This is a genomic window from Pseudotabrizicola sp. (assembly GCF_030684215.1).
In the GTDB taxonomy this organism is placed as follows: Bacteria; Pseudomonadota; Alphaproteobacteria; order Rhodobacterales; family Rhodobacteraceae; genus Pseudotabrizicola.
The window spans coordinates 118,888-144,148 of the sequence record NZ_JAUXOV010000065.1; the positions used below are offsets into that span (position 1 = coordinate 118,888).

Sequence of the window (25,261 nt, forward strand, 5' to 3'; positions counted from 1 at the left end):
CTTCTGCGTCTTGGTGCGCGTCTGAGCCTGTTGATTCTGGATGCGTGGCGGGACAACCAGTTTCCGCATCGGGGTATGCAAAGCATAGGCGGCACGCGCGGTCTGGCTCGGGGTAAGTGCGACCGAAGGCACCTGTATCCTATACTCCGTCGGGGAGTGGGCAACCGCGCTTGACCGGCTTTCCAATTCTGACATCAACCCGAATTCGGTTTTCACCCGCGCGCTGTTGCCTTTGATCACCGGGTCGGTCTTGTCTTTGCGCGAGATATCGACACAGGTACGACACGAGGTCCGGGCGATGGCGGCGGCGGTAAACCATGCCCAGTTTCCGGCAGTTTACGATCAACTGGATGGTGATTTTTTTACCAAGGGTGACGCTGCCCGACCCGGCCGATGCCGATCCTTGCGCTGCCGCCCGCGCTTCTGGCCCTATGTAGAGACGTCCGGATCAGAGCCCGCCCAGCGCGCCTTTGTTGCGGCGTATCCGGGGTGTCAGGTGCAGCGTGCATTGGCCGAAGCAAAGCTGGCGAGCATTCGGCCTGTGGTGTCATCAGCCGCAACGCCCCCACCCGCAGACGTCGCCGCCCCACAGGCCCTGACCGAAGACGCGCCGCGTGACTGCGGTCTGGCCGAGGCCGAGCTTCAAAAGCTGGACCGCGACGACCCGGAAAAGGTCAAGGCCTTTGCCAACCGCTGGGCCGTCTGCGCCGCCACTGCGGCCGAAGCAAGGGGCGATGCCCGCGCCTACCTTGGGGTCAGCGCGGCATGGACTGCGGTGGACCGGTCCTCCCGCCTGACGCTGGAAAGCTTTCTGCTTCTTTACTCCGGCTGCGCCCCACAAAATGCGATGGCCCAAGAGCGGTCAGCGCCTCGCAGGCCGCATAAGCACCGGATGCGGGCGCATGTGTCGGTGTCAGTCCGACTTGCGGGGCGGTGAACCGGGACTCCAAGGTGTCGGTGCAAAGCTTTCTGATCCGCTTTCCCGAATGCACGCCACAAAGCGCCACCGCGCGGGTGCGGCTGACCTATCTGACCACCAGTGCCGCTCAGCGCAGCGCTTGCAGAATTTCCAGACTGGCATAGCCATCCGGCACCCGCCCGTTCGCGCGCTGAAACGCCTTGACGGCTGCAATGGTGTTCGGCCCGATCCGGCCATCTACGCCCTGTGGGTCAAATCCCGCCGCGCCAAGCCGCTCTTGCAATTCCATTCGCTCATCAAGGCGGAGCGCGCGCAGCTCGCGCGGCCATGTCGCCTGAATGGCAGGACCGCCGCGCAAACGGTCGGCCAGATGGCCGATGGCAATGACATAGGCATCGGCGGTATTATAGCGCTCGATTACCTGAAAGTTGGAAAAGATCAGAAACGCAGCCCCCCGTGCCCCCCCCGGCAACAAGACCGAGGCCAAGCCGTGATCCGGCATATCGCCGCCCCCTACCGGGCGCACGCCCATCGCCAGCCAGTCAGCCACTGGCTTTTTCACACGCTCGGTGGTCTGGTCATAGTCGAAACCCTCTGGCAGCGTGATCTCCAGCCCCCAAAGCGCTCCGGGCGTCCAGCCCCAGTGTTGCAGATAGGCGGCCGCCGAGGCCAGCGCATCGGTCGGGTCATCTGACCAGACATCCCGCTTGCCATCGCCGTCAGAGTCTACCGCATGTGCCCACCAGCTTGTCGGCATGAACTGGGTATGCCCCATTGCCCCGGCCCAACTGCCGCGCATCGCCTGCACTGTCACATCACCGTTCGCGATGATCTTCAGAGCCGCGATCAGTTGTTCCTCGAAAAACGCCGCCCGCCGCGCATCATAGGCCAGCGTGGCCAGCGCCTCGATCGTGGATATGTCGCCGCGAAAGCTGCCATAGGCTGATTCCAGCCCCCAGATCGCCGCCACCACATGCCGGTCAACGCCATATGCAGTCTCGATGCTGCGCAGCACGTCGTCGTGACGGGCCAGCGCCCGCTTGCCATTGGCCACCCGGTCCTCGGATACGGCGGTGTCCAGATACTCCCAGATCGTCTTGGTGAACTCGCTCTGGTTGCGATCACGCTCGACGATTTTGGGGTTGAACCGCGCTTGTGCCAAGGCACGGTCCAGCACGTCGGACGCGATCCCTGCGTCTTGCGCACGAGGGCGAAACGCCGTCAGCCACTCGGCAAAGCCCTGTTCGGTTCCGATGGGTTTCATCTCGATTCTCTGTGCAGGGGTTTCAGACTCAGACGTATTGGGCGATTGCGCCGCCAAGGGCTGCGCAAGACAGAGGAGACCGAAAAGGAGGAAAGCCCGCATCGTTTGCCTCGTGTTTTGCCCAAAGCTATCGCGTAGTGGCGCAAAGGGCAAATCGCGGCTTCTCGCTCCGGCCGTGCTCCGCTCGCGAAGTGCGACCGACTTGGAGCGATAAGCCTTTGCTCTGGCCAATCCGCGACGACATATGTCGCAACAGGGGATGATCTTTGCGCGCGTTCCGTCTAGCTGATGTTCACGATACAAGGGACGGCAGGTGATGGGTTATTTTCTGGGCGTGGACACGGGTGGCACCTATACTGATGCTGTCATCGTGGATGAGGCAGCAACGCGCGTCATCGGCAAGGCCAAAGCACTGACCACCCGCAATGATCTGGCCATCGGCATCGGTGGCGCTGTCGATGCCGCTCTTGCGGCGGCGGGTGTTGCGGCCAATGACATCTCGCTCGTTTCGTTGTCCACGACTCTGGCCACCAATGCGCTGGTCGAAGGGCAGGGCGGACGCGTGGCGTTGGTCTTCATCGGCTTTGACGAAGGCGATGAGGCCCGTGCCGGATTGGACGAGGCGCTGCGTGGTGACCCGATCCTGCGCCTGACAGGCGGACATGGACACGCCGGGCAGGAACTTGCAGCGCTGGACCTTGCCGCGCTGGAACAAAGCCTGCGAGACAGCGGCGATCAGGTGATGGGCTATGCCGTCGCCGCACGCTTTGCCACCCGCAACCCCGCACATGAAATAGCCGCGCGTGATCTGATCCGCCGCATCACCGATCGGCCAGTGACCTGCAGCCATGAGCTTTCCGCCAACCTCAACGGCCCCAAGCGCGCGTTGACGGCGGTGCTCAATGCCCGGCTGATTGGGATGATCGACCGTTTGGTCGCGGCCTGTGAGCGGCATCTGGACGCTATCGGCATCAATGCGCCTCTGATGGTGGTGCGTGGTGATGGCGCGTTGATTTCTGCCGCCATGGTGCGTGAGCGTCCGATTGAAACCATCCTGTCCGGCCCCGCCGCCAGCATCGTGGGCGCGCGCTGGCTGACCGGTGCCAGTGACGCGCTGGTCAGCGACATTGGCGGCACCACAACTGATGTTGCCCTGCTGCGCGGTGGCTTGCCAGAGATCGACCCGCAAGGCGCGCGGGTGGGCGGGTTTCGCACCATGGTCGAGGCGGTGGCGATGCGCACCACCGGCCTTGGTGGCGACAGCGAGGTGCATCTGATCACCGAAGGGCTGACGGGCGGCCTCCGCCTAGGCCCACGCCGGCTGGTGCCCGTTTCCCTGCTTGCCCAAGACCATGGTGCGATGGTCCATGCCGCCCTTGACCGAGCGCTGTCGAGTGATGTTTCTGGAGAACATGATGGCCGTTTCGTCATTCCGATGCAAGGTGCACAGGGTGGGCTTACCGCGCGGGAAGCAACCCTTTTGGCGCGCATCACCCAGCCCATGCCACTGTCGCAGGCCCTGACCTCGCGGCTGGAGGCGGCGGCGCTGGACCGTCTGATCGCGCGCGGGCTGGTGATGATCGCGGGCGTCACGCCGTCGGATGCCAGCCATGCCCTTGGCCGTCTTTATGCGTGGGATGCAGCGGCCTCGGAAAAGGCGCTGAAGCTTCTGGGGCGTCGTCGCACCGGCGCGGGAGAACGGTTTGCCGCCGACCCGGTCAAACTGGCGCAGGCGATCATTGACCAGCTTACCATCCAGACCGCCGATTGCCTGCTGGAAGCTGCCTTTGGAGAAGATCCCGCCTTTGCCGATGACTCCCCCGAAGCTCTGGCCCGCCATAGCCTCACCCGCGCCGGTCTGCGCGGCCACAGCGGTGTGATTCAGATGACGGTCCGGTTGGGCGTGTCGGTGATCGGTCTTGGTGCTTCGGCCCCGGCGTATTACGGCGCGGTTGGCGAGCGTTTGGACTGCCAGATGATCCTGCCCGAACATGCCGGTGTCGCCAATGCCATCGGCGCGGTCGTGGGGCAGGTCAGCCAGCGCGCAACCGGCACAGTCACCAGCCCGTCCGAGGGCCGGTTTGCCGCCCATCTTCCGGGTGGAATTGAGGTTTTCCCTGATTGCGATGCCGCGCTTGCCGCCCTTCAGGCCTCTTTGACCGATGACGCCACCGCCCGTGCCTTGCGCGCCGGGGCGGTTGATCTGCACCTGACCAGCACGCGCGACATTCGCGAAGCCGAGGTGGAAGGCCGCCGCATGTTCATCGAAGCTGTCCTGAGCGTCACCGCCTCCGGCCGCCCCCGCGTTGCCCACACGGCCGATGCGCAAATCTGACGAATAGGACTTGACGCGCGGTGGCGGGCACAATACGACCCGCGCCAGTGGCTAGGTAGCTCAGCTGGTTAGAGCACGTGACTCATAATCACGGGGTCGGGGGTTCGAGTCCCCCCCTCGCCACCACTTCCTTATTTCATGTCATCCCGCACCCTATCGTTAAGCCTTTGGAAACAGAGCGTTGACGGGATTTTCTGTTTCAACAGCTTCCAAATTGTCCCGCCCAATCCCATGTTCAATGATGGGACAAATGATGGGACAGATTTTCGATGCCAAAGCTGACCGTGCGCAAAATCGACTCACTGACGGAACCGGGCATGTTCAGCGATGGTGACGGCCTCTACCTGCGCATTGGACCCACAGGTGGCAAATCATGGATACTGCGCACGGTGGTGTTCGGGCGTCGTCGTGACTTTGGCTTGGGTGCAGCTTCGCTTGTCAGCCTTGCAGAGGCGCGCGAGGCGGCACGGGCCTTGCGGAAGATGGCACGGGCTGGGGAAGACCCTGACACTGTGCGCAAGCGTGAGCACCTGACATTTGAAGCGGCGACACTGAGGGTGCACAAGTCCCTGATGCCGACTTGGCGAAACGCCCGGACGGCGCAAATCTGGCTGGGGTCCATGGAACGGTTTGCCTTCCCCACCTTGGCAAAGCGCCCCATCGCAACAATCGGTCCTGCCGACATTCATAAAGTGCTTGAACCCATCTGGACCGAAAAGCACGACACCGCGACCCGCGTCAAACAGCGTTTGGCAACCATTTTTGACTGGGCAAAGGGCGCTGGGCACTTCCCCCATGAAAACCCGGTCAACGGCCTGAAAAAGGCATTGCCCATGGTCAGGGTGGAGGCCGAGCATATGGCCGCATTGCCTTGGCAGGATTTGCCCGCGTTTATGGCCGAATTGGCTGACAGAGAAGGCACTTCGGCACGGGCGCTAGAGTTCATCATTTTCACGGCTTCCCGTTCCGGTGAAGTTCGCGGTGCACGTTGGGCCGAGATTGAAGACGGTGTCTGGACCGTGCCTGCCGAACGGATGAAATCAGGCAAGCCGCACCGTGTTCCCCTGACCGACGAGGCGTTGGCGGTGTTGGAAGCTGTGAAGGGCCTTGATGCAGATTTGATCTTTCCGAGCGTGAGCAAGACCAAGTTGGGGGAAAGCCGCCCCATGTCGGACATGGTCTTCAAAGCCTTGATGGACCGAATGAAGCGCACGAGCATGACCACCCACGGCTTCCGGTCCACCTTCCGCGACTGGTGCAGCGAAAGCGCCCATGCAGACCGTGAAGTGGCCGAGGCGGCACTGTCGCACGCGCTGGGCAACCGCGTAGAGCGTGCCTACGCCCGTTCAGACCTGTTCGAACGGCGGCGGCACCTGATGGAGGCTTGGGCGCAGTACGCCACCGGGAAGGCCGGAAAAGTGGTCCAGTTGGTGCGGGCGTAATTCAAGTGAACCCGACTTGGTCCATAGACGAAGCGATAGAAGAAGTGACGGCAGTCTTTCGACATATCGAAAGGCAACCACGGTATAAGTGGGGTTTGACCGCCGAACGGCTTTTCTGGAAGTTGCACGTTGGGCGTCCGGTGTTTGACAATTGCCTTCCGTCTGCCGATGGAAAATCTTGGGTCTGGTTGTTTGAAGCAACACCCGAGGGCTGGACAGAGTTGAAGGATTACTCTGTTCGGGATGCGGAAGCCTATGATTTTTTCTGTGCCGTTTCGGAAAACTGGTTGCGATTTGGGGTGAATATTCCAGCACCTGTCTTGCAGTTTTCGGCAGACATAATAGCCGGAAAGATTGAATGCCCCAAAAAAAGAACAAGGCGCTACGATACAGAGAGGAACATTCTGATCACTCGGCTAGTGCACCATGTGAGTGAAAAGACTGGTCTTCACAAGACGCACAATGCCGAGAAAAGCCAAAACTCTGCGGCGCGTCCAAGCGCCTGTGAAATTGTGGCTAAGGCATCCGAACGGTCTGCATTAGAATATTCTGAAGCCACCGGAAAAAGACCTTCCTTTCGGCTGAGTTCAAATGACGTCCGCTCTATCGTGGTAAACCGAAGAATTGCGGAGGAGTTCCGCAAGGTCAAATCTTTGATGGACGGGCATTTATTGAACAACCAATAAGCGACCTGATCGGAAGTATTGATAGAGACAAGATGTCTGCATCTGAAACGAATCAGGATGCAGAAAATGTCCAAGAGACAATTGCTTTCGACAACGAAGATTGACGAAGTGCACGCAAGACCCATCGCGCTTGGGGATGAAGCAAAGGCTTTGTTCACAGTGGATGAAGTTGCGTCTCACTTCAGGTGCGGCGTTTCAACCGTTTGGCGCTGGGCAAAGGAAGGGAAAATCCCGCAACCTATCCGCATCGGCGGCGTGACCCGGTGGAAGCTGGACGAAATCCAAGCCTGCATTGCGGCGGCAGAAGCCCAGCGCGACACTACACACTGAAAAGCCCCCACCCACATTCGGGCAGGGGCCTTATCTCTTCGCTTTGCTCCCAAGGGATAACTCTGCCTGTCCGCGTGTTCAAGCATGAGGTCAGAAGATGACAAGAAATCACGTTCCGTCGCTGTTCAAAATCTATCCGCCCGAGGGCGAACCCTTCGAACTGTCTGTACGGGGGCGCATAGCGTGGATGCTGGACAAGCTGTTGAAAGCCCGGAATGAGGGCTTTACCAGCAAGGATGCACCGGGCGCGCGGGTGTCGGACTATGTGCGGCGGCTGCGCGTTGCAGGCGTGCCGATTGAAACCGTGCGTGTCGAACATGGTGGGCCGTTCCCCGGCACCCATGGCAGATACGTTCTGAAAGGCAAAGTCGTGCCCGTGGACCATGCGGCGAAGACGGGAGAGGCGTGCCATGAATGAAGCCAAGCACCTTCCCCAAATCAAACTTGATGCAACCCGTTGCAAAGAAGAGGCCCTTCGAAAACTGAGGATGCCCCAGCCCAGCGAAGACTTGCAGAAGGCCGTCGCCAAAATTGAGAAGAAGATGAAGGCGCGGGTTGCGGTGTCCCCGCTGGAAAAATTGTTGGTCTACCAGTACCTGAGCCGAGTTTGGCGGCGGCACCTGACCGTGCAGGAACTGTCAGTCGCGTTTTATGTGCTGGACCGTTCGGTGGGGTGGGGCACGTCCTTTTTCGTCGCGTCCAGTGCCAACGTGTTGCACGGCACCGACGACTATTCCGGCGTTGGCCTGCCTGACCGCACCTATTTCCGCACGCTGAAGTCCATGGAAGACGTTGGGCTTCTGTTCCGCAAGCGCACCCACGACCGAACCTTGGTGGGGTTGGACTTGGGGTTTGCACCATGGAAATAAAGCAAAATCTGCCTGCAAACTGCCAGTCAGGCACTGCCACGGTGGCAGAGTGGTTCTGCCAGTCAGGCAGGCGCAAACTGCCACGGTGGCAGAGTGAATACTGTAGTGCGAATACAGTAGTTAAAGACCTCTAATAACTACTCCAGATCACGCAAAACGCTTTGATCTGGAGCCTTTCCGGGGGAAAATTTTTCGGGATTTTCCCCGCGCGTGAAATCACAAAGGAAGCTGATATGAGCGATGATGACGAGATGGCAAAGATGGCTGAATTGCCCAATCTGCGCATTCCGACCCCGGACGAAGTGGCGGAAAGCGAACGGAAACTGGTGGAGGCCGTGTTGAACCAAGACGAAACCGACCGGGCGTTTGTCGCAAAGCTGTTTGCCAAAGGGGAAACCCCATTTCAGCGATAGGCCGACCCACGGTCCAAACTTTGCAACGGGTTGCACCGTGATAGACGGCAGGCACAGTCCCTGCCGTTTACCATTTGGACGGCCTGCCATGATTGCGTCAAACTTTGGTCAAGGCGCGGGGGCACGCTGGCCTTTCCCAATTCGGAGTGAAGCTGTGCTTGCCAACATATTGAAAAAGACCGGGGCCGTTGTCGGCCTTATGTTTCTTGCCGCTATGGTGACGGTGATCAACCCTTCCGTTGGGCAGATTTTTGCGGTGGCAGTGCTGGGGGTGTCGGGCTGGTCAGTTTTCAAGCCAATCCCGCGTATCGGCCTTGGAAACCGCGCATACAGTGCAACCGTTCTGGTCCTTGTTGGTCTCTTTGCGCTGGGCATGTCTTCCACTGAACTGGAAAAGCGCGACCCTGCCCGAATGGCCGAACTCAGGGCAACGAACCCGGACAGGTACCTGGACCTTTTGAAGCAGACCGACGAGGCAGCTTGGCAGGCCGAATTGGAAACCATGACGCGCGAGGCAGAAGCCGAACTGAAGGCATTTGCAGACGCGGTGTCGCAGGCAGATCAAGTCATGGCCGAAGCGGCAGCGGCAAAAGCTGAAATGGCGGCGGCAAAGGTTGCCAAGCTGCAAGCCATGGCTGAAGAGGCCAAGCGTCAGGCGCAAGAAGCCGAAGCCACAAAACTGGCACGGGCGGCAGAGGCCGAACGCATTGCCCGAGAGAAAGCGGCGGCGGCTAAGCTGAAGGCCGAAGCAGACGCTGCCACAAAGCTGGAACGCGATTTGGCGGCAGTCCGCGAGAGTATTGAAAAGTTTGAGTTTGCATTGGCGCGTGGTACCATGTTGCACCTGAACGCAAGCGGCATAGTGCCAGAAGCCTTCCGTGCCGAAATAGAGGTCAAGGTTAAGGGCTATGCGGATACGTTTTCGCATGAAGTGCTTAAGTCTCGGCAGTCGATTTACGAACTTCTTGCCGTGATCCGGCCCGAGAATGCCGCCTATCAGAAAATGGTGGATGACGTTGCCCAGCAAATCCAAAAGCAGGCCAAGGCCGCTATCGGACGCATGAAGCCCAAGCTGGACAAGGTGGAGAGCATCACTTGGCTGCACCACCCGAACCAGCCGAAATACACCAACAGCAGGTCCACCGCGTTCCTGTACATCGGCACGAAAGAGCGGCAAAAGCCGTGGCTGCGGATGCGGGTACAGTATGCCGCCTCTGACTGGCTGTTCGTTGAAAATGTCGTGGCTTGGGTGGACGGGGTGAAATATCCGCTGATCGCAGGGCCGTTTGAGCGTGACAACCATTCCACCATCTGGGAATGGCGCGACGTGTCCCCTGATGATTACCACCTATCCGTCCTGCGTAGCCTTGCAGAGGGCAAAGAGGCCATCCTTCGTTTTGAAGGTATGCAATACAAGCGGGATGCGACCCTTTCGGCAGGCGACAAGAAGGGAATTCTGGAAACCTTAGCTGCGTTTCAGGTCATGCAGGCAGGCGGCTGACACTGCCTGTCCCCGGTGGTGCAACCCGTTGCAAAAGGCCGCGCTGGGTAGGGAACCTTTGAACCATTTGAGGGCTGGTAAGCCTTTGACCCCGAGTCGGTTTCGCAGCTTGCGGTTGCCCAAGTCCGACACTTATCCCTTGCGGTTGCCGATAGCGTTGATGGTCGGTGATCAGTAGGCTGATCGGATCGCGATGCGGCCAAACGCATCTTGGGGGGGTTCGAGCAAGGTCTCGCACAGCATTCGCCCGGCAAAGATGGCGCGCTCGGTGTGGACCGGCAGATTGGGCACGCGCTCCATCTGGCTGATCTCACTATGAAGGAAGTCCCGCATGAAGAAGGTGCGCGAGAGGCGAACGCGACCAAAATCTTCAAGGTCGCGGATATTTTGAATATAGGTAGGCATGGCATATTCGGCTTAAGTACATGTAAATGTAAAATAAAATAGAAAAAATGTCATCTGGCGAATGTAGCGGCCGCAACTACCAATTCCAAGTGCCATTCCTGCATGCCTCAGGCAAAGACCGGGAAGTGCGTTCGGCTTTGCGACGCTGTTAAGAACGCTAACGGCTTATCAATTTCAAAAAGGAAAGTGCTGGTAGACCGTTTGGTTTACTGCAAGGCTCGAAAAGTAAAAGCGATCAGATAAAGAAGCCCAACAATAGAAAGAGGCAGAAGTATGGTATTTGATTTTTTCTGACGTCGTTCTAGGCTGTCAATTTTTTCCAGAAGGAAATCAGTATAGTCAATCGTACAATCTAAAAAATCGAGCAGATAATACTGCTGCTTTTCGTCGCCCCATTCATCATGCACATACGCACGCAACTCCTTGAGGCACTTTTGATCGCGTCGAAGCATACAAAAACCAGCAAGCCCACGAACTTCCTGCTCTGTTTGTGGGCCTTTGTAATCAAGACCTTGAACTTCTAGAACATCTCGGCTCCAGTTCCATTTCTTCGCAGTCAATTCGAGCGATCCCCACGCTGTAATTATTTGTCTGCCCACCGCGTTGGTTTTGGCAAGCTTCGTTCAGACAGCCGGACCAAAGCTGCGACACTGAGCTTGGAGGTATTGTTGTGAGTTTTCAAGCTCCATTCACCTTGCATGGGAGTTGTCCGTGCGGTGGACCTACAGAATGCATGCGTGCACTCAAAGTGTTTTTCCATTGGTGGCGCAGCGGGTTGCACTGCCCTAGATGTCGCCGTCCGTCTCTGTAGCGGCCCGTCAACGCCCCTAGTGTTCGCCACCTGACACAAAATACCCGCTCCCTAGCTACGAGGTCGCGACGGTCAGCTATGCGGGACGAAGCGGTCGTTCGTACCAGCCACCAGATGCCCTTCACCCTCGCAGCATAACCGACAATTAGGGCGAGGAGCAGCCGCTTGCCCAACAAAGCATGAATATTCGCACAGTTGACTTAGCGCTCGCTACGGTCAAGGTTGGGCTGTCTTACTCTGACAGTTTTTGTCGCAGTCGGGCAGATTGGCTCTTGCGAGGAAATCGCTTGTTTTTGGGCGGAACGAAACTCATGGACGTTTACCATCTGGTTCGCGAATCCGCTGTCGCGCGGCCTCCTTCGCGTCAGCATCCTACAGAATTTGGCGAGTGAATTAACATGTATTTGCAGAGTGATCTATTGAGGGTAGTTTCCTCAAAGGTTGATAAAGACGGAACTCCCCATATTGAGCTTCTTCACGGAACAGCTTTTCTGATTGGTGATAGCGGTTTATTTCTCACCGCAAGGCATGTTTTGGAAGCCGCTCAAACGTCCAAGGCTTCAGGTTGCGAGCCGGTGATCTTCGCAGTTACCGAGGCGGGAAAAAGAACCACTTCACCTATTCTAGAATACGAACTTGCACCAAACGGCCAAGACATCGGGATAGGCCGAACAGCGTACCGCTGCGACAGTATGTATAGGATTGATACGCGCCAACATACTGTTTGGCGGGAAGTCTTGACTGCAGGCTACCCAGAGGACGCATTCGTGCGCGATGAAGTTGGAATAAAAACGCCCATACGAGCATTCAAGGGGATAGTTCAGCGATTAATTAGGCCCGGCGACTTGCATCTTGCGCCTCGATCTGATGGCTTTGAACTCAGTTTTTCTCCGAGTCCAGGCATGAGTGGAGCACCTTTATGTGTCCCCGGTCGAGATGGTCATCTAAGTGTGATCGGTGTGTGCGTTGGCGCGTTTAGGTCAGAACAAATAGAGGACGAATACACAGAAGTGAAAAGCGATGGCTCCCGATACTTCGAGCGACGGGTTCGGATTGTGCAGTTTGGTCTTGCAGAGGCACTTTTCCCCCTGCTCGATTGGCGTCCAAGTGTCTTAAATGGGGCCACACTTGGCGCTACTTTGGGTCAGTCTTATTGAGAGCGGTGGGCAGCAGCATCAGTATAAGAGCTATGATCACTCAAAAAGCATGTTTCGGCTTTCAGCACCATCATGAATCCACTGATGTCCGCAGCGTTAGTTTTCGAAGCTACCGTCGTCAGATCCACGGCGGCCTTAACTGATAAACGTCCGCAATGGGCTCACCCAAACTGTCGTTGGGTAGGGGAACTGTCACGGTGAAGGCTGACCATTCCCCCATATTTTTGCCGAATGATGGTAAGAATGATGGGACAATCCGTCCGTGATAGTAAAAAATACAATAAAATCAGATAACTGAGGGAAGACCTTGGTTGCCCCCCTCGCCACCAATTACAGCTAGATCAATGGCTTGGCCTAACGGCTCTTATGTGTGACACAGAGTGGAGCACGCGAGCCATGAAACTGCCTGCATATTCAAGCCTTTCTCGACACGCAGTTTTCGTCTTTCGCGGGCCCTGCCGGGCCAGACCTGACGTTGGCCCGCAACTGACGCAGCAAGATACTTGCGGCTGTTTCAGTGTATCAGCCCGGTCCGCGAAGGTTTCAGCTTGAATACTTCTGGGCCTCTGCGCGGAGGAAAAATTTCTGGATCTTTCCGGTTGATGTTCTTGGCACCGCCATGAACACGAATTTCCCCGGCACCTTGTAGGCGGCAAGATGGGTCCGGCACCATGTGCGCAACTCGTCGGCATCGGCGGTCTGGCCCGCCACCAGTTCGACAAAGGCGCAAGGAGTCTCGCCCCATTTGTCATGCGGCATGGCCACCACGGCGACCACGGCCACGGCGGGGTGGCGGTAAAGCGCTTCTTCCACCTCGATCGACGAGATGTTCTCGCCACCCGAGATGATAATGTCTTTTGAGCGGTCTTTCAGTTGCAGATAGCCGTCGGGGTGCATCACTCCCAGATCGCCGGAATGGAACCAACCGCCCGCAAAGGCCTCGGCTGTGGCCTTCGGGTTTCGGAAATAGCCCTTCATCACGACATTGCCGCGAAACATCACCTCGCCCATCGTCAGCCCGTCGCGCGGCACGGGCTGCAGGGTTTCGGGGTCCAGCACATCCACCTGCTCCAACGGCAGATAGCGCACGCCTTGGCGGGCCTTCAGCGCAGCTTGCTGGGCGGCTGGCAGGGTAGACCAGCTTTCATGCCAGTCGTTGACGATGGACGGGCCGTAGGTTTCGGTCAGACCGTAAAGATGGGTCACATCAAAGCCTGCGGTCTTCATCTCGGCCAGCAGGGATTCTGGCGGCGGGGCGGCGGCGGTGAAAAACTGCACGGTCCGGCCAAGGTCACGCTTTTCTGCGTCAGGGGCCGAGATCATCAGAGACATGACGATGGGCGCACCGCACAGGTGGGTGACGCCCAGATCAGCCAGCGCGGCCCAGATCGGTTCCGCCCGCACCTGACGCAGGCAGACATGGGTGCCTACGATGGCCGACATCGTCCATGGAAAGCACCAGCCGTTGCAGTGAAACATCGGCAGCGTCCACAGATAGACCGCGTGTTTCTGCATTGATGTCGTCAGAGCATTGCCCTGCGCCAACAGATAGGCGCCCCGGTGATGCGACACCACGCCCTTGGGGTCGCCCGTCGTGCCAGAGGTATAGTTGATCGAGATTGCGTCCCATTCATCTGTTGGCATCAGCCATGCAAAAGCCGGGTCGCCGGTGGCCACGAAATCGTCATAATCCTGCACATCGGTGGGGGCTTCCGGCGCATCATACTCGGGATCATCATATTGAATAACCAGCGGAGCAACCGACGCCAGTGCCAACGCTTGGCGCATCAGGGGCATGAATTCGCGGTCAACGATCACCACCCGCGCTGTGGCGTGATCCAGTTGCAACGCGATGATTGCCGGATCAAGCCGGGTGTTGATGGAGTGCAGCACCGCGCCGCACATCGGCACACCGTAATGGCATTCCAGCATCGCGGGGGTATTGGCCAGCATCGCCGACACTGTATCGCCGCGTCCAATTCCTGCCTGCGCCAGCGCCGAGGCCAGTTGCCGCGACCGCGCGTAAAATGCCGCATAACTGCGCCGCAGCGCCCCGTGGATGATGGCGGTATGGTCGGGAAACACGCTTGCCGCGCGCTCCAGAAAGGTCAGCGGGGTCAGCGGCTGAAAGTTCGCCGGATTACGGTCTAGGTCGGTGTTATAGGGGTTTTGGGCCATGGCCTTAACCGTCCTGCCATTTGGGACTGCGTTTCTCGATGAAGGCCCCGATCCCTTCGACCGCATCACGGGCCAGCATGTTTTCCACCATCACCGCCGAGGCATGGTCATAGGCCTGCGCCAGCGGCATTTCGCGTTGCTCATAAAAAGCGCGCTTGCCGGTGGCCAGCGTGAGGCTGGACTTCGAGGCAATTTTGCGGGCCATGACCATCGTGGCCTCGGTTACCGCCTCGGGGGCTACGGCGTGGTTCACCAGCCCGATTTCGGCGGCGCGGACAGCAGAGGTCATGTCGCCGGTCAACAGCATTTCCATCGCGTGCTTGTTGGCGACGTTGCGCGACAAGGCGACCATCGGGGTCGAGCAAAACAAACCGATATGCACACCGGGGGTGCTGAAGCGCGCGTCGATCGCGGCGATGGCCAGATCACAACTGGCGACCAGTTGGCAGCCTGCCGCTGTGGCAATGCCTGTCACTTCGGCAATCACGGGCTTGGGACAGGTCACGATGGCCTGCATCACGCCCGAACACAGCGCCATGATTTTGGCAAAGAACGCCTTGCCACCATCAGGGGCGGTGCGGCCTGCGGTCAATTCCTTCAGGTCATGGCCCGCGCAAAAGGCCGGGCCATGGGCTGCCAGAACAACCACCCGCACCGCAGGATTGGTCGCCGCTTCGGCAAAGGTCGATCCCAGCTTGGTCAGCATCGCCTCGGACAGCGCGTTGCGCCGCCGGGTATCGTTCAGGGTCAGTCGCAGAATGCCGCCTGCGTCAAGATCGGACAGAAGAATATCGCTGTCTTGCACGGGGGCTACTCCTCTGCCGGGGTTAAAGGATGTTCACATCCACGCTGTCAGCCAGCGTGTTGGCGATGAAACAGTAGCGATGCGCACGATCCTGCATGTCGACCAGTTTGTCATCCTCAACCGTAAAGCCAATATCGAAGCGCACCACCGGATGAAGGTCAATTCGCGTGACCGACATCTGCCCCTTTGCGTTCTTGCCCAGATGCGCCACTGCGTGATCGGCATAGCTGGCCACCGGCCAGCCTGCCTTGGCCGCCAGCGCAAGGAAGGTCATCATGTGGCAACTGGACAGCGCCGCCGCCAGCGCCTGTTCGGGGTTGGTGTTCTCGGGCTTGCCGCCCCAGTCCGGGGCGGCGTCGACAAGAACCTCAATGGCGCTGTTGTAGCGCACGGTATGTTCAGCGGAGTATTTCCCGCTTTGAAGCGCAGGTTCGGCGCGGTGCCAATGCAGATCAACCGAAAGCTCTGACATGTTTTTGGTCCTAGAAGGAGCGGTCCCGCTCAGGCGGCGGTGATCTTTTTTTGCGGGTCATAGAACGGACGATCCACGATGATCGCACGCTCGGTGCTGCCCTCGTTCACAAGTCCTGTGCGGTTCACAACGGCCACCTCGGCCCCCAATACGGCGTGTTCTACCGCAACCATGGCCAAGGCGATGTTCTTTTGCAAGCGCGGCGAATAGACGGCAGAGGTGACCTTGCCAATCGTCACACCATTCTTCCTGATGGGCCAATAGGACGTGTTCGGTCCGTTCAGCGGGGTGCCTTCGATGATCAGGCCAACCTGTTTGCGGCTGACGCCTGCGTCCTTGATGCGGCGCAGCGCGGCCTTGCCGATGAAATCGGCCTCGATATCAAGGTTCACCAGCCGGTCCAGGCCCAGTTCATAGGGGTTCGTATTGCTGTCGGCATCTGCGTGATAGGACAGCATCGCGCCCTCAATACGGCGAATGGATGAGGTGTGGCCGGGTTTCAGCCCAAAAGGCGCGCCCGCCGCCATGATCTTTTCCCACAGCGCATCGCCATGGGCGCTGTCGCGCAGGTAAATCTCATAGCCCAGCTCGCTCGACCAGCCTGTGCGCGACACCAAGACCGGAATGCCATCCAGGTCCAGCTCGCGCAGCCAGTAGTATTTTAGCTCCGTGATGCTTTCGCCGAACAATGCCTGCATGATCTGGCCCGACTTCGGACCCTGTAACTGCACGGGCGACACATCAGGCTCGCAGATGGTCACATCCATCCCCGAATGGACCGCCACGCCTTGCGCCCACAGCAGGATGTCGCTGTCCGCCAGCGAGATCCAGAAATGGTTCTCGGCCAGACGCAGCAAGATCGGATCATTCAGGATGCCGCCATCAGCGTTGGTGATCAGAATGTATTTGCACTGCCCCACCGCCATTTTCGACAGATCGCGCGGGGTCAGCATCTGCACAAAGCGCGCCGCATCCGGGCCGGTGATTTCCACCTGACGTTCGACCGCAACATCGCACAGGATTGCGTCATTGATCAGGTTCCAGAAGTTCTGTTCCGGGTCGCCAAAATCGCGTGGAATGTACATGTGGTTATAGACCGAAAACCCGGTGGCCCCCCAGCGCACGGTTGCGTCGAAATAGGGGGATTTGCGGATCTGGGTGCCGAAGCCGAAATTCTCTGCCTGTGCCATCGTGATTGCCCTTGCTGGCGGGCCTGACTTCAGGCCGCGCGACCTTGACGCCATGCAGAGCAATTTAGGCAAATCCGGCGCGGCCACCGGGCCAAAGATGAGGCTTGCAAAGACCGATCAGACCAAACTTTGCATCGTAGCGGGCCGATCAGTCTTTTATCGCCGGCGCGGCCTTGTGAGGCTGCCCGCCAACAAGCCGCGCAAGGTCAGGGCGGCCCGATTTGATCTGGCGCGTCGCGATATATGTCATGTACCTGTCGATCCCCAGTTCCGCATCCAGAATCCGTTCCATCAGGGTCTGAAACGCGGGCAGGCTGGTTGTAATCACGGTCATCACATAATCCATCCCGCCCCCGGTCGAGATGCAATCCGTCACCTCGGGGCAGTGTGAGATATAGGCCTCGAACCGCTCAAAATCCGTTTTGCGGTGGCTTTTGAGCGAAACCGTGACCACTACCTTTGACAATGCCAGTATGCGCGACAGCGCGATGTCGGCATGATATCCACGGATCAAACCTGCCGTCTTCAACCGGGTCAGGCGCGCCCAACATGGCGTCTCTGACAAGCCGACCATCTCGGCCAGTTTTGATTTGCTGAGTTGCCCATGGTCCTGCAGCGCACAAAGGATCCGAATATCTGCGGCGTCAAGCTCGGCTGGTTTCATCTGCGGACAAGCTGCATGGTTGGTGACTTTCGCAAAAGCAACGGCGGTATTGGGCTTGGTTCCTGATGCTTACGCTGTGAATATGAAGAACGCCAGTGATTGGGATCTGGCACCACCGCGAGGTGGTCGCGACCGGCCGGGCGCTTGGGCTGAATATATCGCGACTGGCCGCAAGTCAGCCCGTCTCGCCCGGTTCCAGCCTTGTGGGAAGCACTGTTACCTCTTGCCCGGCTTCACCCTTAAGACGTGCGACCAATGCCTCGGCGGCAGCTTTGCCGATGGCGGTGGTGGGCACCACCGTTGTGGTCAGCCTGCGCTGCAGAATTGACGCGGCCTCCATCCCGCCCCAACCGGCGATGCCGAGATCCTCGGGCACCCGCAGGCCGCGTGACTGGGCATAGGCCAGCCCGCCAATCGCCATTTCATCATTGTGGAAATACACCACATCAAGCCGGGGCTGGCGGCTGAGCAAAGTTTCCAGACCGTAGTAGCCAGCATAAAACCCCGGCATGTCGTGCAGCACCTCGCATGCGACCAAAGGGTGCCCGGCGCGGGCCAGTGTGGCCTCAAACCCCTCCAGTCGTGCGGCCCCCATCACGTCGGCGCGGGCAAGCGCGCCGACGTAGCCCGCCCGCCGCCGCCCGCGTCGCAGCAGGAACTGCGCCATCTCGGCCCCGCAATCGAAATGCGAAAAGCCAACCGAGATATCGATGGGGCTTGTCGTCAGATCCCAGATTTCTACCACCGGACCAGTCGCTTCGCGCAACAGATCAACCGTGCCGGGCGTATGGGTGCGGCCCGACAGAATCACACCCGCCGGACGCCATGCGATCACCTGCCGGACCCAGGCTTCCTCTTCCTCGGCAGAGTGGTTGTTGGCTCCGATCATCAGTTGATAGCCCAGACGGCTGAGCGCGCGGTCCACCCCGTCCAGCACATGGCTGAACAAACCAGAGGTCAGCCGGGGTACGCACATGCCCACCAGAGTGCTGGATTGATCCGCCCCAAAGGCCGCGGCTAGCCGGTTCGGAACATAGCCCATGGTTTGCGCGAATTTCATGACTTTGTCGCGCGTTTGCGTCGAAAACCCGGTGCCGCCGCGCAACACGCGGCTAACGGTCATCTTTGACACCCCGGCGGCCAGGGCGATGTCTTCAAGGTTTGCTTTCATTCGGCGGTCCGGTCCTTGTTCTCAGACAGGGGGCGTTCATGTTATCGATAACTTTGTCCTTGACAGGCGGTGGGCGCAAGGTCATCTTTTCTTACGTTACCGGTAAACCTGACGCAAGATCAGCGCAACCCCGGTATCGGTCTAGGGAGGATCTGCCATGGAACCGTCAACCGACGGTCTGTTCTTTGACCGCATCGTAAAAGCCTTTGGCGGAACGCGGGCGCTGAAGGGTGTCTCGTTGACCGTTGGTCGTGGCGAGATCGTCGCGCTTTTGGGTGAGAACGGTGCGGGCAAATCCACTTTGATCAAGGTTCTGGGCGGCATTCACCGGCCTGATGAGGGCGACGTGCGCATCAATGGCGTGCCTTATGCCCATGAAGCAGGCAAGGCGGGCGGGCAGAAGGTGGCCTTTATCCATCAGGATCTTGGCCTGATTGAGTGGATGAGCGTGGCCGAAAACATTGCGCTGGCGCTTGGCTATGTGCGTCGGGGCCGCCGCATTGACTGGGTCGCGACCGAGGCGGCAGCTGATGCGGCACTCCGTCTGGTCGAGGCGGATTTCTCCGCCACGGCCCGTATCTCCAGCCTGACGCGGACTCAAAAATCGCTGGTAGCGATTGCCCGTGCGCTGGCCAGCCACTGTGATTTTCTGGTACTGGATGAACCCACCGCCAGCCTTCCCGCTGATGAAGTAGAACGGCTGTTTGCTGCCCTTCGCCCTCTGAAAGCGCGCGGTGTGGGGATGATTTATGTCAGCCACCGGCTGGACGAGATTTTTCAGATTGCCGACCGTGTGGCGGTGCTGCGCGATGGCCAGATGGTGGGCATGCGCCCGATCAGCCACACCACGCCGGATGAGCTTGTCAGCCTGATCGTTGGTCGCAAGGCGCGCGAAATTGCGCGACCTGCGGTGCTGGACGGCCCGGCGATCCTGACCGTTGAACACTTTGCCACCCCGACTGTGGGGCCGATCAGCTTTGCTATTCGGCGCGGTGAGCTTCTGGGGTTGGCGGGCTTGCGCGGGGCAGGGCACGAAGACATTGGCCGGGCGCTGTTTGGCGTGATCCCCCATGCCGGCCGAGTGATGCTGGATGGCAGCAGCCCCGATCTGCGCACGGCCCAGACGGCGATGCGGTCGGGTATCGGGCTGGTGGCGCGCGACCGGATCGGGGAAAGCGTGGCCCCCGGCCTTGCGATCCGCGAGAATGCTTTTCTGAATCCATCAGCCACCGGACGGCGGCTGGTGTCGATGCTGTCGCCACGCCGCGAAGAAGAGATGGCGCAGGTGATCGGCGCGCGTGTCGGCCTGTCACCAAACGACCCTACATTGGCCATCGAGGCGCTTTCAGGCGGCAACCAGCAAAAGGTTGTGGTGGGCCGCTGGCTGGATTCGGGCCGTCGCTTGCTGATCACCGAAGACCCGACTGCGGGTGTCGACGTGGGGGCCAAGGCCGAGATTTACCACCTGCTGTATGAGGCGCTGGCCAGCGGCATGGGGGTTTTGGTGGTGTCCACCGACTTTGAGGAAATCGCCGCCATCTGTCACCGTGCCATCGTGTTCAGCCGGGGATTGCCCGTTGCCGAACTGTCTGGCGTTGAACTTTCCACTGAATCACTGATCCAGGCCGCATCGGCCGGTGAAGCCGCCTGAGGACGCATCATGCCCGGAATAGACTCAAACGCCGTTGAACCGACCAAAGACGAATTGCGCGGACTGACGCCACTGCGCAAGGCGCTGCGGCTGGCACCGACCTATGGTCTGGTGATCCTGATGCTGGGGCTTGTGCTGTTGTTTTCCATCCTGCTGCCCAACACCTTTCCCACGCTGTTGAACGTGCGCTCGATACTTAGCGACAAGGCGATCATTGCTCTGCTGGCGCTTGCCGCGATGATCCCGATGGTGGCAGGGCGGATTGATCTGACGGTAGGCTACGGGATTGTGCTGTGGCATATTCTCGCCATCAGCTTGCAGACGCTTTACGGTCTGCCATGGCCGGTGGCGGTAGGGATCGTGCTGGTGCTTGGCATCATCACCGGCGCGTTGAACGGCCTGCTGGTCGAGGTGGCGCGGATCGACAGCTTTATTGCCACCCTTGGCACCGGTACCGTGCTCTATGCGCTTGCCTTGTGGCACACGGGCGGGCGGCAGATGGTGGGCGCTCTGCCTGATGCGTTTTATGCGATCAACGGCACCTTTGTCTTTGGCCTGCCAATCACGGCTTACTATGTGCTGGCGATCACGGTCTCGCTGTGGGTCATTCTGGAATACACGCCGACGGGCCGCTATCTTTACGCCATCGGCGCGAACCAGCGCGCGGCGGAGCTGAACGGTATTCCCACCCGGAAATTCGTGATCGGTGCATTTGTTGCCTCGGGTGCTTTGACTGCGCTTGCAGGGGTGCTGCTGGCATCGAAGCTGCGCATCGGGCAGGCGTCGGTGGGGTTGGAGTTTCTGCTACCCGCGCTTGTCGGGGCATTTCTTGGGTCCACCACCATCAAGCCAGGGCGGGTCAACGTCTGGGGCACCATCGTTGGCGTGCTGATCCTTGCGGTCGGCATCTCGGGCATTCAGCAGTTCGGCGGCAGTTTCTGGGTCGAACCACTTTTCAACGGCACCACCCTTTTGATCGCAATCGGCATTGCCGGGTATGCGCAGCGAAAGAAGGGGGCGAAATCGAAGTGATCAGCAAAAAATCGGGAGGATTATCATGCTGAAGCGAACTCTACTGAACGGGCTGCTTGCGGGCACCATTCTGGCAACAACGGGGCTGGCTGCTTTTGCGCAAGAGGCTTTTGATGGCCCGACCGCAGGGCCAAAAGCTGCCGAGGGTAAAACGATTGTCGTGCTGGCGGGCGACATGAAAAACGGCGGCATCCTTGGGGTGACCACCGGAATCGAGGAGGCCGCCGCGAAAATCGGCTGGACTGTCAAGGTGTTGGATGGCGCAGGCTCTATCCAGAGCCGGGCTGCGGCAGTAGGGCAGGCGCTGGCGCTGGGGCCTGATGGCGTTGTGATCAACGGCTTTGATGCCGCCGAACAGCAGGCTGCGCTTGAAGGTGTCACGGCGGCGGGGATTCCGATGGTGTCCTGGCATTCAGGTCCAAAGATCGGTTGCGACGCGCCGGGCGGCATCTTTGCCAACGTGTCCACCGATGCGATGGACGTGTCGACCAAGGCCGCAGAATGGGCGTTGCAGGACGCAGGCGGCGCGCCCGGCGTGGTGATCTTTACCGACAGCACCTATACAATCGCGATTCTGAAAGCTGCCAAGCTGAAAGAGATCATTGAAAGCGGAGGCGGCACGGTGTTGCAATGGGTCGATACGCCGATTGCAGAAACTTCGGCCCGCATGGGTCCGTTGACCACGACGCTGCTGCAACAGCACGGGGCGGCATGGACCCATTCTCTGGCCATCAACGATCTGTATTTCGATTTCATGGGGCCATCGCTTGCGGCCGCCGGGATCGACGGGCGCGGTGCGCCAAAGGCCGGATCGGCGGGCGACGGGTCCGAGGCTGCGTTCCAGCGCATCCGCACCGGGCAGTATCAGGCAGTGACAGTGGCCGAACCACTGAACCTGCAAGGCTGGCAACTGGTAGATGAGCTGAACCGTGCCATCTCTGGTGAACCATGCTCGGGTTACATCACAGCCCCCGCGCTGGTGACCGAGGAAGCGCTGGCCAACAGCACCGGCAACGCTTTTGACCCTGACAACGGCTACCGTGAGGCTTATGCCGCGATCTGGGGCAAATAGACCTTAGCTATTAACAGCAGGTGCGGGAGCCGTCTCTCGCACCTGCTTCGCGCCTCAAGATAGGCTGCTGGCGGCGTTTGAATCGGTGTGTCTTGGCCCTTTGCCGCAAGAGAAAATTCCAACAAAATCAGTTCAGCTTCCGCGGTGATCCGACCCGCCTTGCTGTATGTGCCCATTCAATTCCAGAATGCGGCTTCTGGCCCGGCCTTGCCAGAGTTCGTTCTGTCAGCCTGCCTGTTCCAGGATCGTGCAAAGGTCCAGATTGCTCAGGGCTACGGGGTTGCCCCGGCTTGACGATGCGGATTGGGCGGCGGTTGCAAGGGCTGCATGGTCTGAAGCTGCGACGCCCAGACTGGACAACCGCGCAAGCCCGGCCCCATGAGCCCACGAGGAAAGAGCCGCTGGAGCTTGCTCGTTGGGGCAGTCAAGCACCTCAGCAAGGATCGCGCAAACCTGCTCCAGCCGTGCGCGCGCCTGATCTGTTGCACGGGCGCGGTTCATCGCCAGCACTGGCCCCAAAAGCGCACCGCATATTGCGCCATGCGCGGCTCCAGTCGTGCCGCCAATGACACTGGCAAAGCCATGCACTACGCCAAGACCAGCATTGGCCAGCGCAAGCCCGCCGCAAAGGGATGTCCATGCAAGCGCGTCGCGGGCAGAGGTGTCTTCGCCGTATTGCAGCCGCATCAGGGCACGCAAGCCGGGCGCAATCGCAGGCAGCGAGATGGCGTCGGTGTAGGGCGTGGCTTTGACACTCACATAGGGCTCGATCACTTGTGTCACCGCGTCGAGGCCAGAGGCAAGTGTGACAGGCCAAGGGCACCCATCGGTCAGCGCCGGGTCGATGATGGCTACACGGGCGATCATTCGGTCATCGCGCAGGCTGACCTTGCGGCCATGATCCGGCAGGCCGATGACGGCGTTTTTGGTGACCTCGGCCCCGGTGCCTGCGGTGGTGGGCAGTGCAAGGAAAGGCAGGGGAGCGGCGGCGAGGGGCAAACCTTTGCCGACGATCTCCAGATGGTCCATCAGTTCACCGGGGGCGGGGATCATCGCAGCCAGCGCCTTGCCAAAATCCAGCACCGCGCCGCCGCCAATAGCAAGCACCCAATCGGGGTGGAACGGGCGGACGGTGGATAGTGCCGCCTCAAGCATCGCCAGAGTCGGCTCGCGAGCACAGCAGAGTGCCAGCGTGTCCGGGCCAAGGGCCCCAAGCACTGCCGCCACCCGCGCAGGATTTGCACCATGCACCACCACCCCGCGCGGGCCAAAGCCGCGCGCGAGACCGACAGCCTGCGCCGCCAGCCCACGCCCAAACAAGATGCGCGACGGCTGAAGGATGGTGAAACTCATACCGACATCGTGGCCTGTACCGCCCGACCCCAACGGGTGTATTTGGCGTCGCGGGTTTCTGCCTCCATCTGGGGCTCAAAGCGATGGTCCAGCGCCCAGCCTTTTGCGAACTCCTCGGGCGTGCCGCAAATTCCGGCCTGCATCCCGGCCAGATAAGCAGCCCCCAACGCCGTGGTTTCGGTCACCTTTGGCCGGTCCACCGGCGCCCCCAGAATGTCGGACAAGAATTGCATGGCCCAGTCGCTTGCTGTCATGCCACCATCCACCCGCAATACCCCCTTAGACGCCGCACCCCAGTCGGCACGCATCGCCTCCAGCAGATCACGGGTCTGATAGCCGACCGATTCCAGCGCCGCCCTTGCCATTTCCGCCGGGCCAGAGTTCCGGGTGAGACCGTAAACCGCCCCCCGGCAATCGGGCCGCCAATAAGGCGCGCCAAGGCCGGTAAAGGCGGGAACAAGGATCACGCCCTGCGCCTCTTCGGCGGCTTCAGCAAGGGCTTGAGTTTCCGACGCATGACGGATGATCCTGAGCCCGTCCCGCAGCCATTGCACAACGGCCCCGGCGATAAAGATCGAGCCTTCCAGCGCATAGGTAGGCTTACCATTCAGTTGGTAAGCGATGGTAGTCAGCAAGCGGTTGGTTGAAGGGACCATGTCGGCGCCGGTGTTCAGCAGCGCAAAACAGCCGGTCCCATAGGTGGATTTCATCATGCCGGGGGCAAAACACGCCTGCCCGACCGTGGCCGCCTGCTGGTCACCCGCCACACCAAGAATCGGGATCTCACGCCCGAACAGATCGGCGCGAGTCATGCCGAAGTCGGCGGCGCAATCCTTGACCTCGGGCAAAAGCGCCATCGGCACGCCCATAAGGGCGCAGATCTCGGCGTCCCACTCACCTTTGGCGATGTTATATAGCATCGTGCGTGCGGCATTGGTGGCGTCGGTCACATGGGCGCGGCCCCCGGTCAGGTTCCAGATCAACCAACTGTCCACCGTGCCAAAGGCCAGCTCCCCCGCCTCGGCGCGCGCTCGCGCGCCGTCGACGTGATCAAGCAGCCATTTCACCTTTGTCGCTGAAAAATAGGGGTCCAGCAGCAGCCCAGTGCGGGCGGTGATCATCGGCTCATGCCCTGCGTCTTTCAGCGCAGAGCAGGTGTCGGCTGTGCGGCGGTCTTGCCAGACGATCGCATTATGAATCGGCTGACCGGTGGCACGGTCCCAGATCAGCGTGGTTTCGCGCTGGTTGGTGATGCCGATGGCCGCAATGCTGTCAGCCTTGATCCCCGCTTTCTCCATCGCAGCGCGGGCGGTGGCGGCCACGGTAGACCACAGATCGGACGGATCATGCTCCACCCAGCCGGGGTGGGGATAGTGCTGCGGGAACTCTTCTTGCGCGGACGCCACCACGCGCAAATCACAATCAAACAGGATCGCGCGGCTGGAGGTGGTGCCCTGATCAATGGCAAGAATATGGTTCATAAGCATCTCTTTCGGCCACTTTGGACATTTTCTGTTCTTAAATATCCCCGCCGGAGGCTC

Annotated in this window: 24 protein-coding genes and 1 tRNA gene; 14 read left to right on the forward strand and 11 right to left on the reverse strand. The window is 59.8% G+C overall.

Features of this window, described 5'->3' with window-relative positions:
• Window positions 1-226 precede the first annotated feature (226 nt).
• The gene (locus Q8K08_RS13430) at window positions 227-937 is read left to right on the forward strand and encodes a hypothetical protein (RefSeq protein WP_305250360.1); all 711 of its coding nucleotides are present in this window, start codon (window positions 227-229) and stop codon (window positions 935-937) included.
• 109 nt (window positions 938-1,046) lie between these two features.
• Here the strand turns inward: Q8K08_RS13430 and Q8K08_RS13435 are convergent, their stop codons facing one another.
• Entirely contained in the window at window positions 1,047-2,183 is a 1,137-nt protein-coding gene (locus Q8K08_RS13435) for a lytic murein transglycosylase (RefSeq protein ID WP_304803851.1), read from the reverse strand.
• A gap of 316 nt (window positions 2,184-2,499) precedes the next feature.
• On the opposite strand from Q8K08_RS13435, the gene Q8K08_RS13440 reads away from it, so the two are divergent.
• The 9 genes from Q8K08_RS13440 (at window position 2,500) to Q8K08_RS13480 (ending at window position 9,759) form a co-directional block, all read left to right on the forward strand.
• Window positions 2,500-4,518: a hydantoinase/oxoprolinase family protein gene (locus tag Q8K08_RS13440; RefSeq protein ID WP_305250361.1), complete on the forward strand. Its 2,019-nt coding sequence runs from the start codon at window positions 2,500-2,502 to the stop codon at window positions 4,516-4,518.
• 49 nt (window positions 4,519-4,567) lie between these two features.
• A tRNA-Met gene (locus tag Q8K08_RS13445) sits at window positions 4,568-4,644 on the forward strand.
• A 143-nt stretch (window positions 4,645-4,787) separates the two neighbouring features.
• Window positions 4,788-5,960 (forward strand): site-specific integrase, encoded by a 1,173-nt coding sequence (locus Q8K08_RS13450; RefSeq protein WP_305250362.1) that lies wholly within the window; start codon window positions 4,788-4,790, stop codon window positions 5,958-5,960.
• Window positions 5,961-6,055: 95 nt separating this feature from the next.
• Window positions 6,056-6,646 carry a hypothetical protein gene (locus Q8K08_RS13455; RefSeq protein ID WP_305250363.1) on the forward strand — a complete coding sequence of 197 codons (591 nt, stop codon included), beginning with the start codon at window positions 6,056-6,058 and terminating at the stop codon, window positions 6,644-6,646.
• Window positions 6,647-6,703: 57 nt separating this feature from the next.
• The gene (locus Q8K08_RS13460; RefSeq protein WP_305250364.1) at window positions 6,704-6,976 is read left to right on the forward strand and encodes an AlpA family transcriptional regulator; all 273 of its coding nucleotides are present in this window, start codon (window positions 6,704-6,706) and stop codon (window positions 6,974-6,976) included.
• Between the two features lie 97 nt (window positions 6,977-7,073).
• On the forward strand, window positions 7,074-7,394 hold the full coding sequence (locus Q8K08_RS13465; protein WP_305250365.1) for a hypothetical protein: 321 nt from the start codon (window positions 7,074-7,076) through the stop codon (window positions 7,392-7,394).
• A gap of 70 nt (window positions 7,395-7,464) precedes the next feature.
• Window positions 7,465-7,845 carry a hypothetical protein gene (locus tag Q8K08_RS13470; protein WP_305250366.1) on the forward strand — a complete coding sequence of 127 codons (381 nt, stop codon included), beginning with the start codon at window positions 7,465-7,467 and terminating at the stop codon, window positions 7,843-7,845.
• Between the two features lie 233 nt (window positions 7,846-8,078).
• Window positions 8,079-8,258 (forward strand): hypothetical protein, encoded by a 180-nt coding sequence (locus Q8K08_RS13475; RefSeq protein ID WP_305250367.1) that lies wholly within the window; start codon window positions 8,079-8,081, stop codon window positions 8,256-8,258.
• Between the two features lie 169 nt (window positions 8,259-8,427).
• A complete protein-coding gene (locus tag Q8K08_RS13480; RefSeq protein WP_305250368.1) occupies window positions 8,428-9,759 on the forward strand; it encodes a hypothetical protein in 1,332 nt (443 codons plus the stop codon).
• A gap of 171 nt (window positions 9,760-9,930) precedes the next feature.
• Here Q8K08_RS13480 and Q8K08_RS13485 read toward each other — a convergent pair whose 3' ends face one another.
• Together Q8K08_RS13485 and Q8K08_RS13490 are read right to left on the reverse strand one after the other, a co-directional pair.
• Window positions 9,931-10,164, reverse strand: coding sequence for a hypothetical protein (locus Q8K08_RS13485; RefSeq protein WP_305250369.1), 234 nt, complete (start codon window positions 10,162-10,164; stop codon window positions 9,931-9,933).
• Window positions 10,165-10,370: 206 nt separating this feature from the next.
• Window positions 10,371-10,763: a hypothetical protein gene (locus Q8K08_RS13490; RefSeq protein WP_305250370.1), complete on the reverse strand. Its 393-nt coding sequence runs from the start codon at window positions 10,761-10,763 to the stop codon at window positions 10,371-10,373.
• Window positions 10,764-11,373: 610 nt separating this feature from the next.
• Between Q8K08_RS13490 and Q8K08_RS13495 the strand changes: the two genes are divergently transcribed.
• Window positions 11,374-12,132 (forward strand): trypsin-like peptidase domain-containing protein, encoded by a 759-nt coding sequence (locus tag Q8K08_RS13495; RefSeq protein WP_305250371.1) that lies wholly within the window; start codon window positions 11,374-11,376, stop codon window positions 12,130-12,132.
• A gap of 543 nt (window positions 12,133-12,675) precedes the next feature.
• Here Q8K08_RS13495 and Q8K08_RS13500 read toward each other — a convergent pair.
• From Q8K08_RS13500 to Q8K08_RS13525, 6 genes are all read right to left on the reverse strand, one after another.
• Window positions 12,676-14,310: an acyl-CoA synthetase gene (locus Q8K08_RS13500; RefSeq protein WP_305250372.1), complete on the reverse strand. Its 1,635-nt coding sequence runs from the start codon at window positions 14,308-14,310 to the stop codon at window positions 12,676-12,678.
• Between the two features lie 4 nt (window positions 14,311-14,314).
• Entirely contained in the window at window positions 14,315-15,115 is an 801-nt protein-coding gene (locus tag Q8K08_RS13505; protein ID WP_305250373.1) for an enoyl-CoA hydratase, read from the reverse strand.
• 22 nt (window positions 15,116-15,137) lie between these two features.
• A complete protein-coding gene (locus tag Q8K08_RS13510) occupies window positions 15,138-15,587 on the reverse strand; it encodes an OsmC family protein (protein WP_305250374.1) in 450 nt (149 codons plus the stop codon).
• A gap of 29 nt (window positions 15,588-15,616) precedes the next feature.
• A complete protein-coding gene (locus tag Q8K08_RS13515; RefSeq protein WP_305250375.1) occupies window positions 15,617-16,777 on the reverse strand; it encodes a glycine cleavage T C-terminal barrel domain-containing protein in 1,161 nt (386 codons plus the stop codon).
• Window positions 16,778-16,925: 148 nt separating this feature from the next.
• Window positions 16,926-17,441: an Lrp/AsnC family transcriptional regulator gene (locus Q8K08_RS13520; protein WP_305250376.1), complete on the reverse strand. Its 516-nt coding sequence runs from the start codon at window positions 17,439-17,441 to the stop codon at window positions 16,926-16,928.
• 175 nt (window positions 17,442-17,616) lie between these two features.
• A complete protein-coding gene (locus Q8K08_RS13525) occupies window positions 17,617-18,612 on the reverse strand; it encodes a LacI family DNA-binding transcriptional regulator (protein WP_304796896.1) in 996 nt (331 codons plus the stop codon).
• 157 nt (window positions 18,613-18,769) lie between these two features.
• Between Q8K08_RS13525 and Q8K08_RS13530 the strand changes: the two genes are divergently transcribed.
• Genes Q8K08_RS13530 through Q8K08_RS13540 form a run of 3 tightly spaced genes read left to right on the forward strand, consistent with a single transcriptional unit; the run spans window position 18,770 to window position 22,367 of the window.
• Window positions 18,770-20,263 carry a sugar ABC transporter ATP-binding protein gene (locus tag Q8K08_RS13530; protein WP_305250377.1) on the forward strand — a complete coding sequence of 498 codons (1,494 nt, stop codon included), beginning with the start codon at window positions 18,770-18,772 and terminating at the stop codon, window positions 20,261-20,263.
• 9 nt (window positions 20,264-20,272) lie between these two features.
• Complete coding sequence (locus tag Q8K08_RS13535) at window positions 20,273-21,295, forward strand: ABC transporter permease (protein ID WP_304804679.1); 1,023 nt, start codon at window positions 20,273-20,275, stop codon at window positions 21,293-21,295.
• Window positions 21,296-21,320: 25 nt separating this feature from the next.
• Complete coding sequence (locus Q8K08_RS13540; protein ID WP_305250378.1) at window positions 21,321-22,367, forward strand: substrate-binding domain-containing protein; 1,047 nt, start codon at window positions 21,321-21,323, stop codon at window positions 22,365-22,367.
• Window positions 22,368-22,592: 225 nt separating this feature from the next.
• Here Q8K08_RS13540 and Q8K08_RS13545 read toward each other — a convergent pair whose 3' ends face one another.
• Both Q8K08_RS13545 and glpK read right to left on the reverse strand, forming a co-directional pair.
• The gene (locus tag Q8K08_RS13545; protein WP_305250379.1) at window positions 22,593-23,720 is read right to left on the reverse strand and encodes an iron-containing alcohol dehydrogenase; all 1,128 of its coding nucleotides are present in this window, start codon (window positions 23,718-23,720) and stop codon (window positions 22,593-22,595) included.
• Window positions 23,717-25,201 carry a glycerol kinase GlpK gene (gene glpK, locus Q8K08_RS13550; RefSeq protein WP_304804689.1) on the reverse strand — a complete coding sequence of 495 codons (1,485 nt, stop codon included), beginning with the start codon at window positions 25,199-25,201 and terminating at the stop codon, window positions 23,717-23,719. The genes Q8K08_RS13545 and glpK overlap by 4 nt, the downstream gene beginning before the upstream one ends.
• Window positions 25,202-25,261 lie beyond the last annotated feature (60 nt).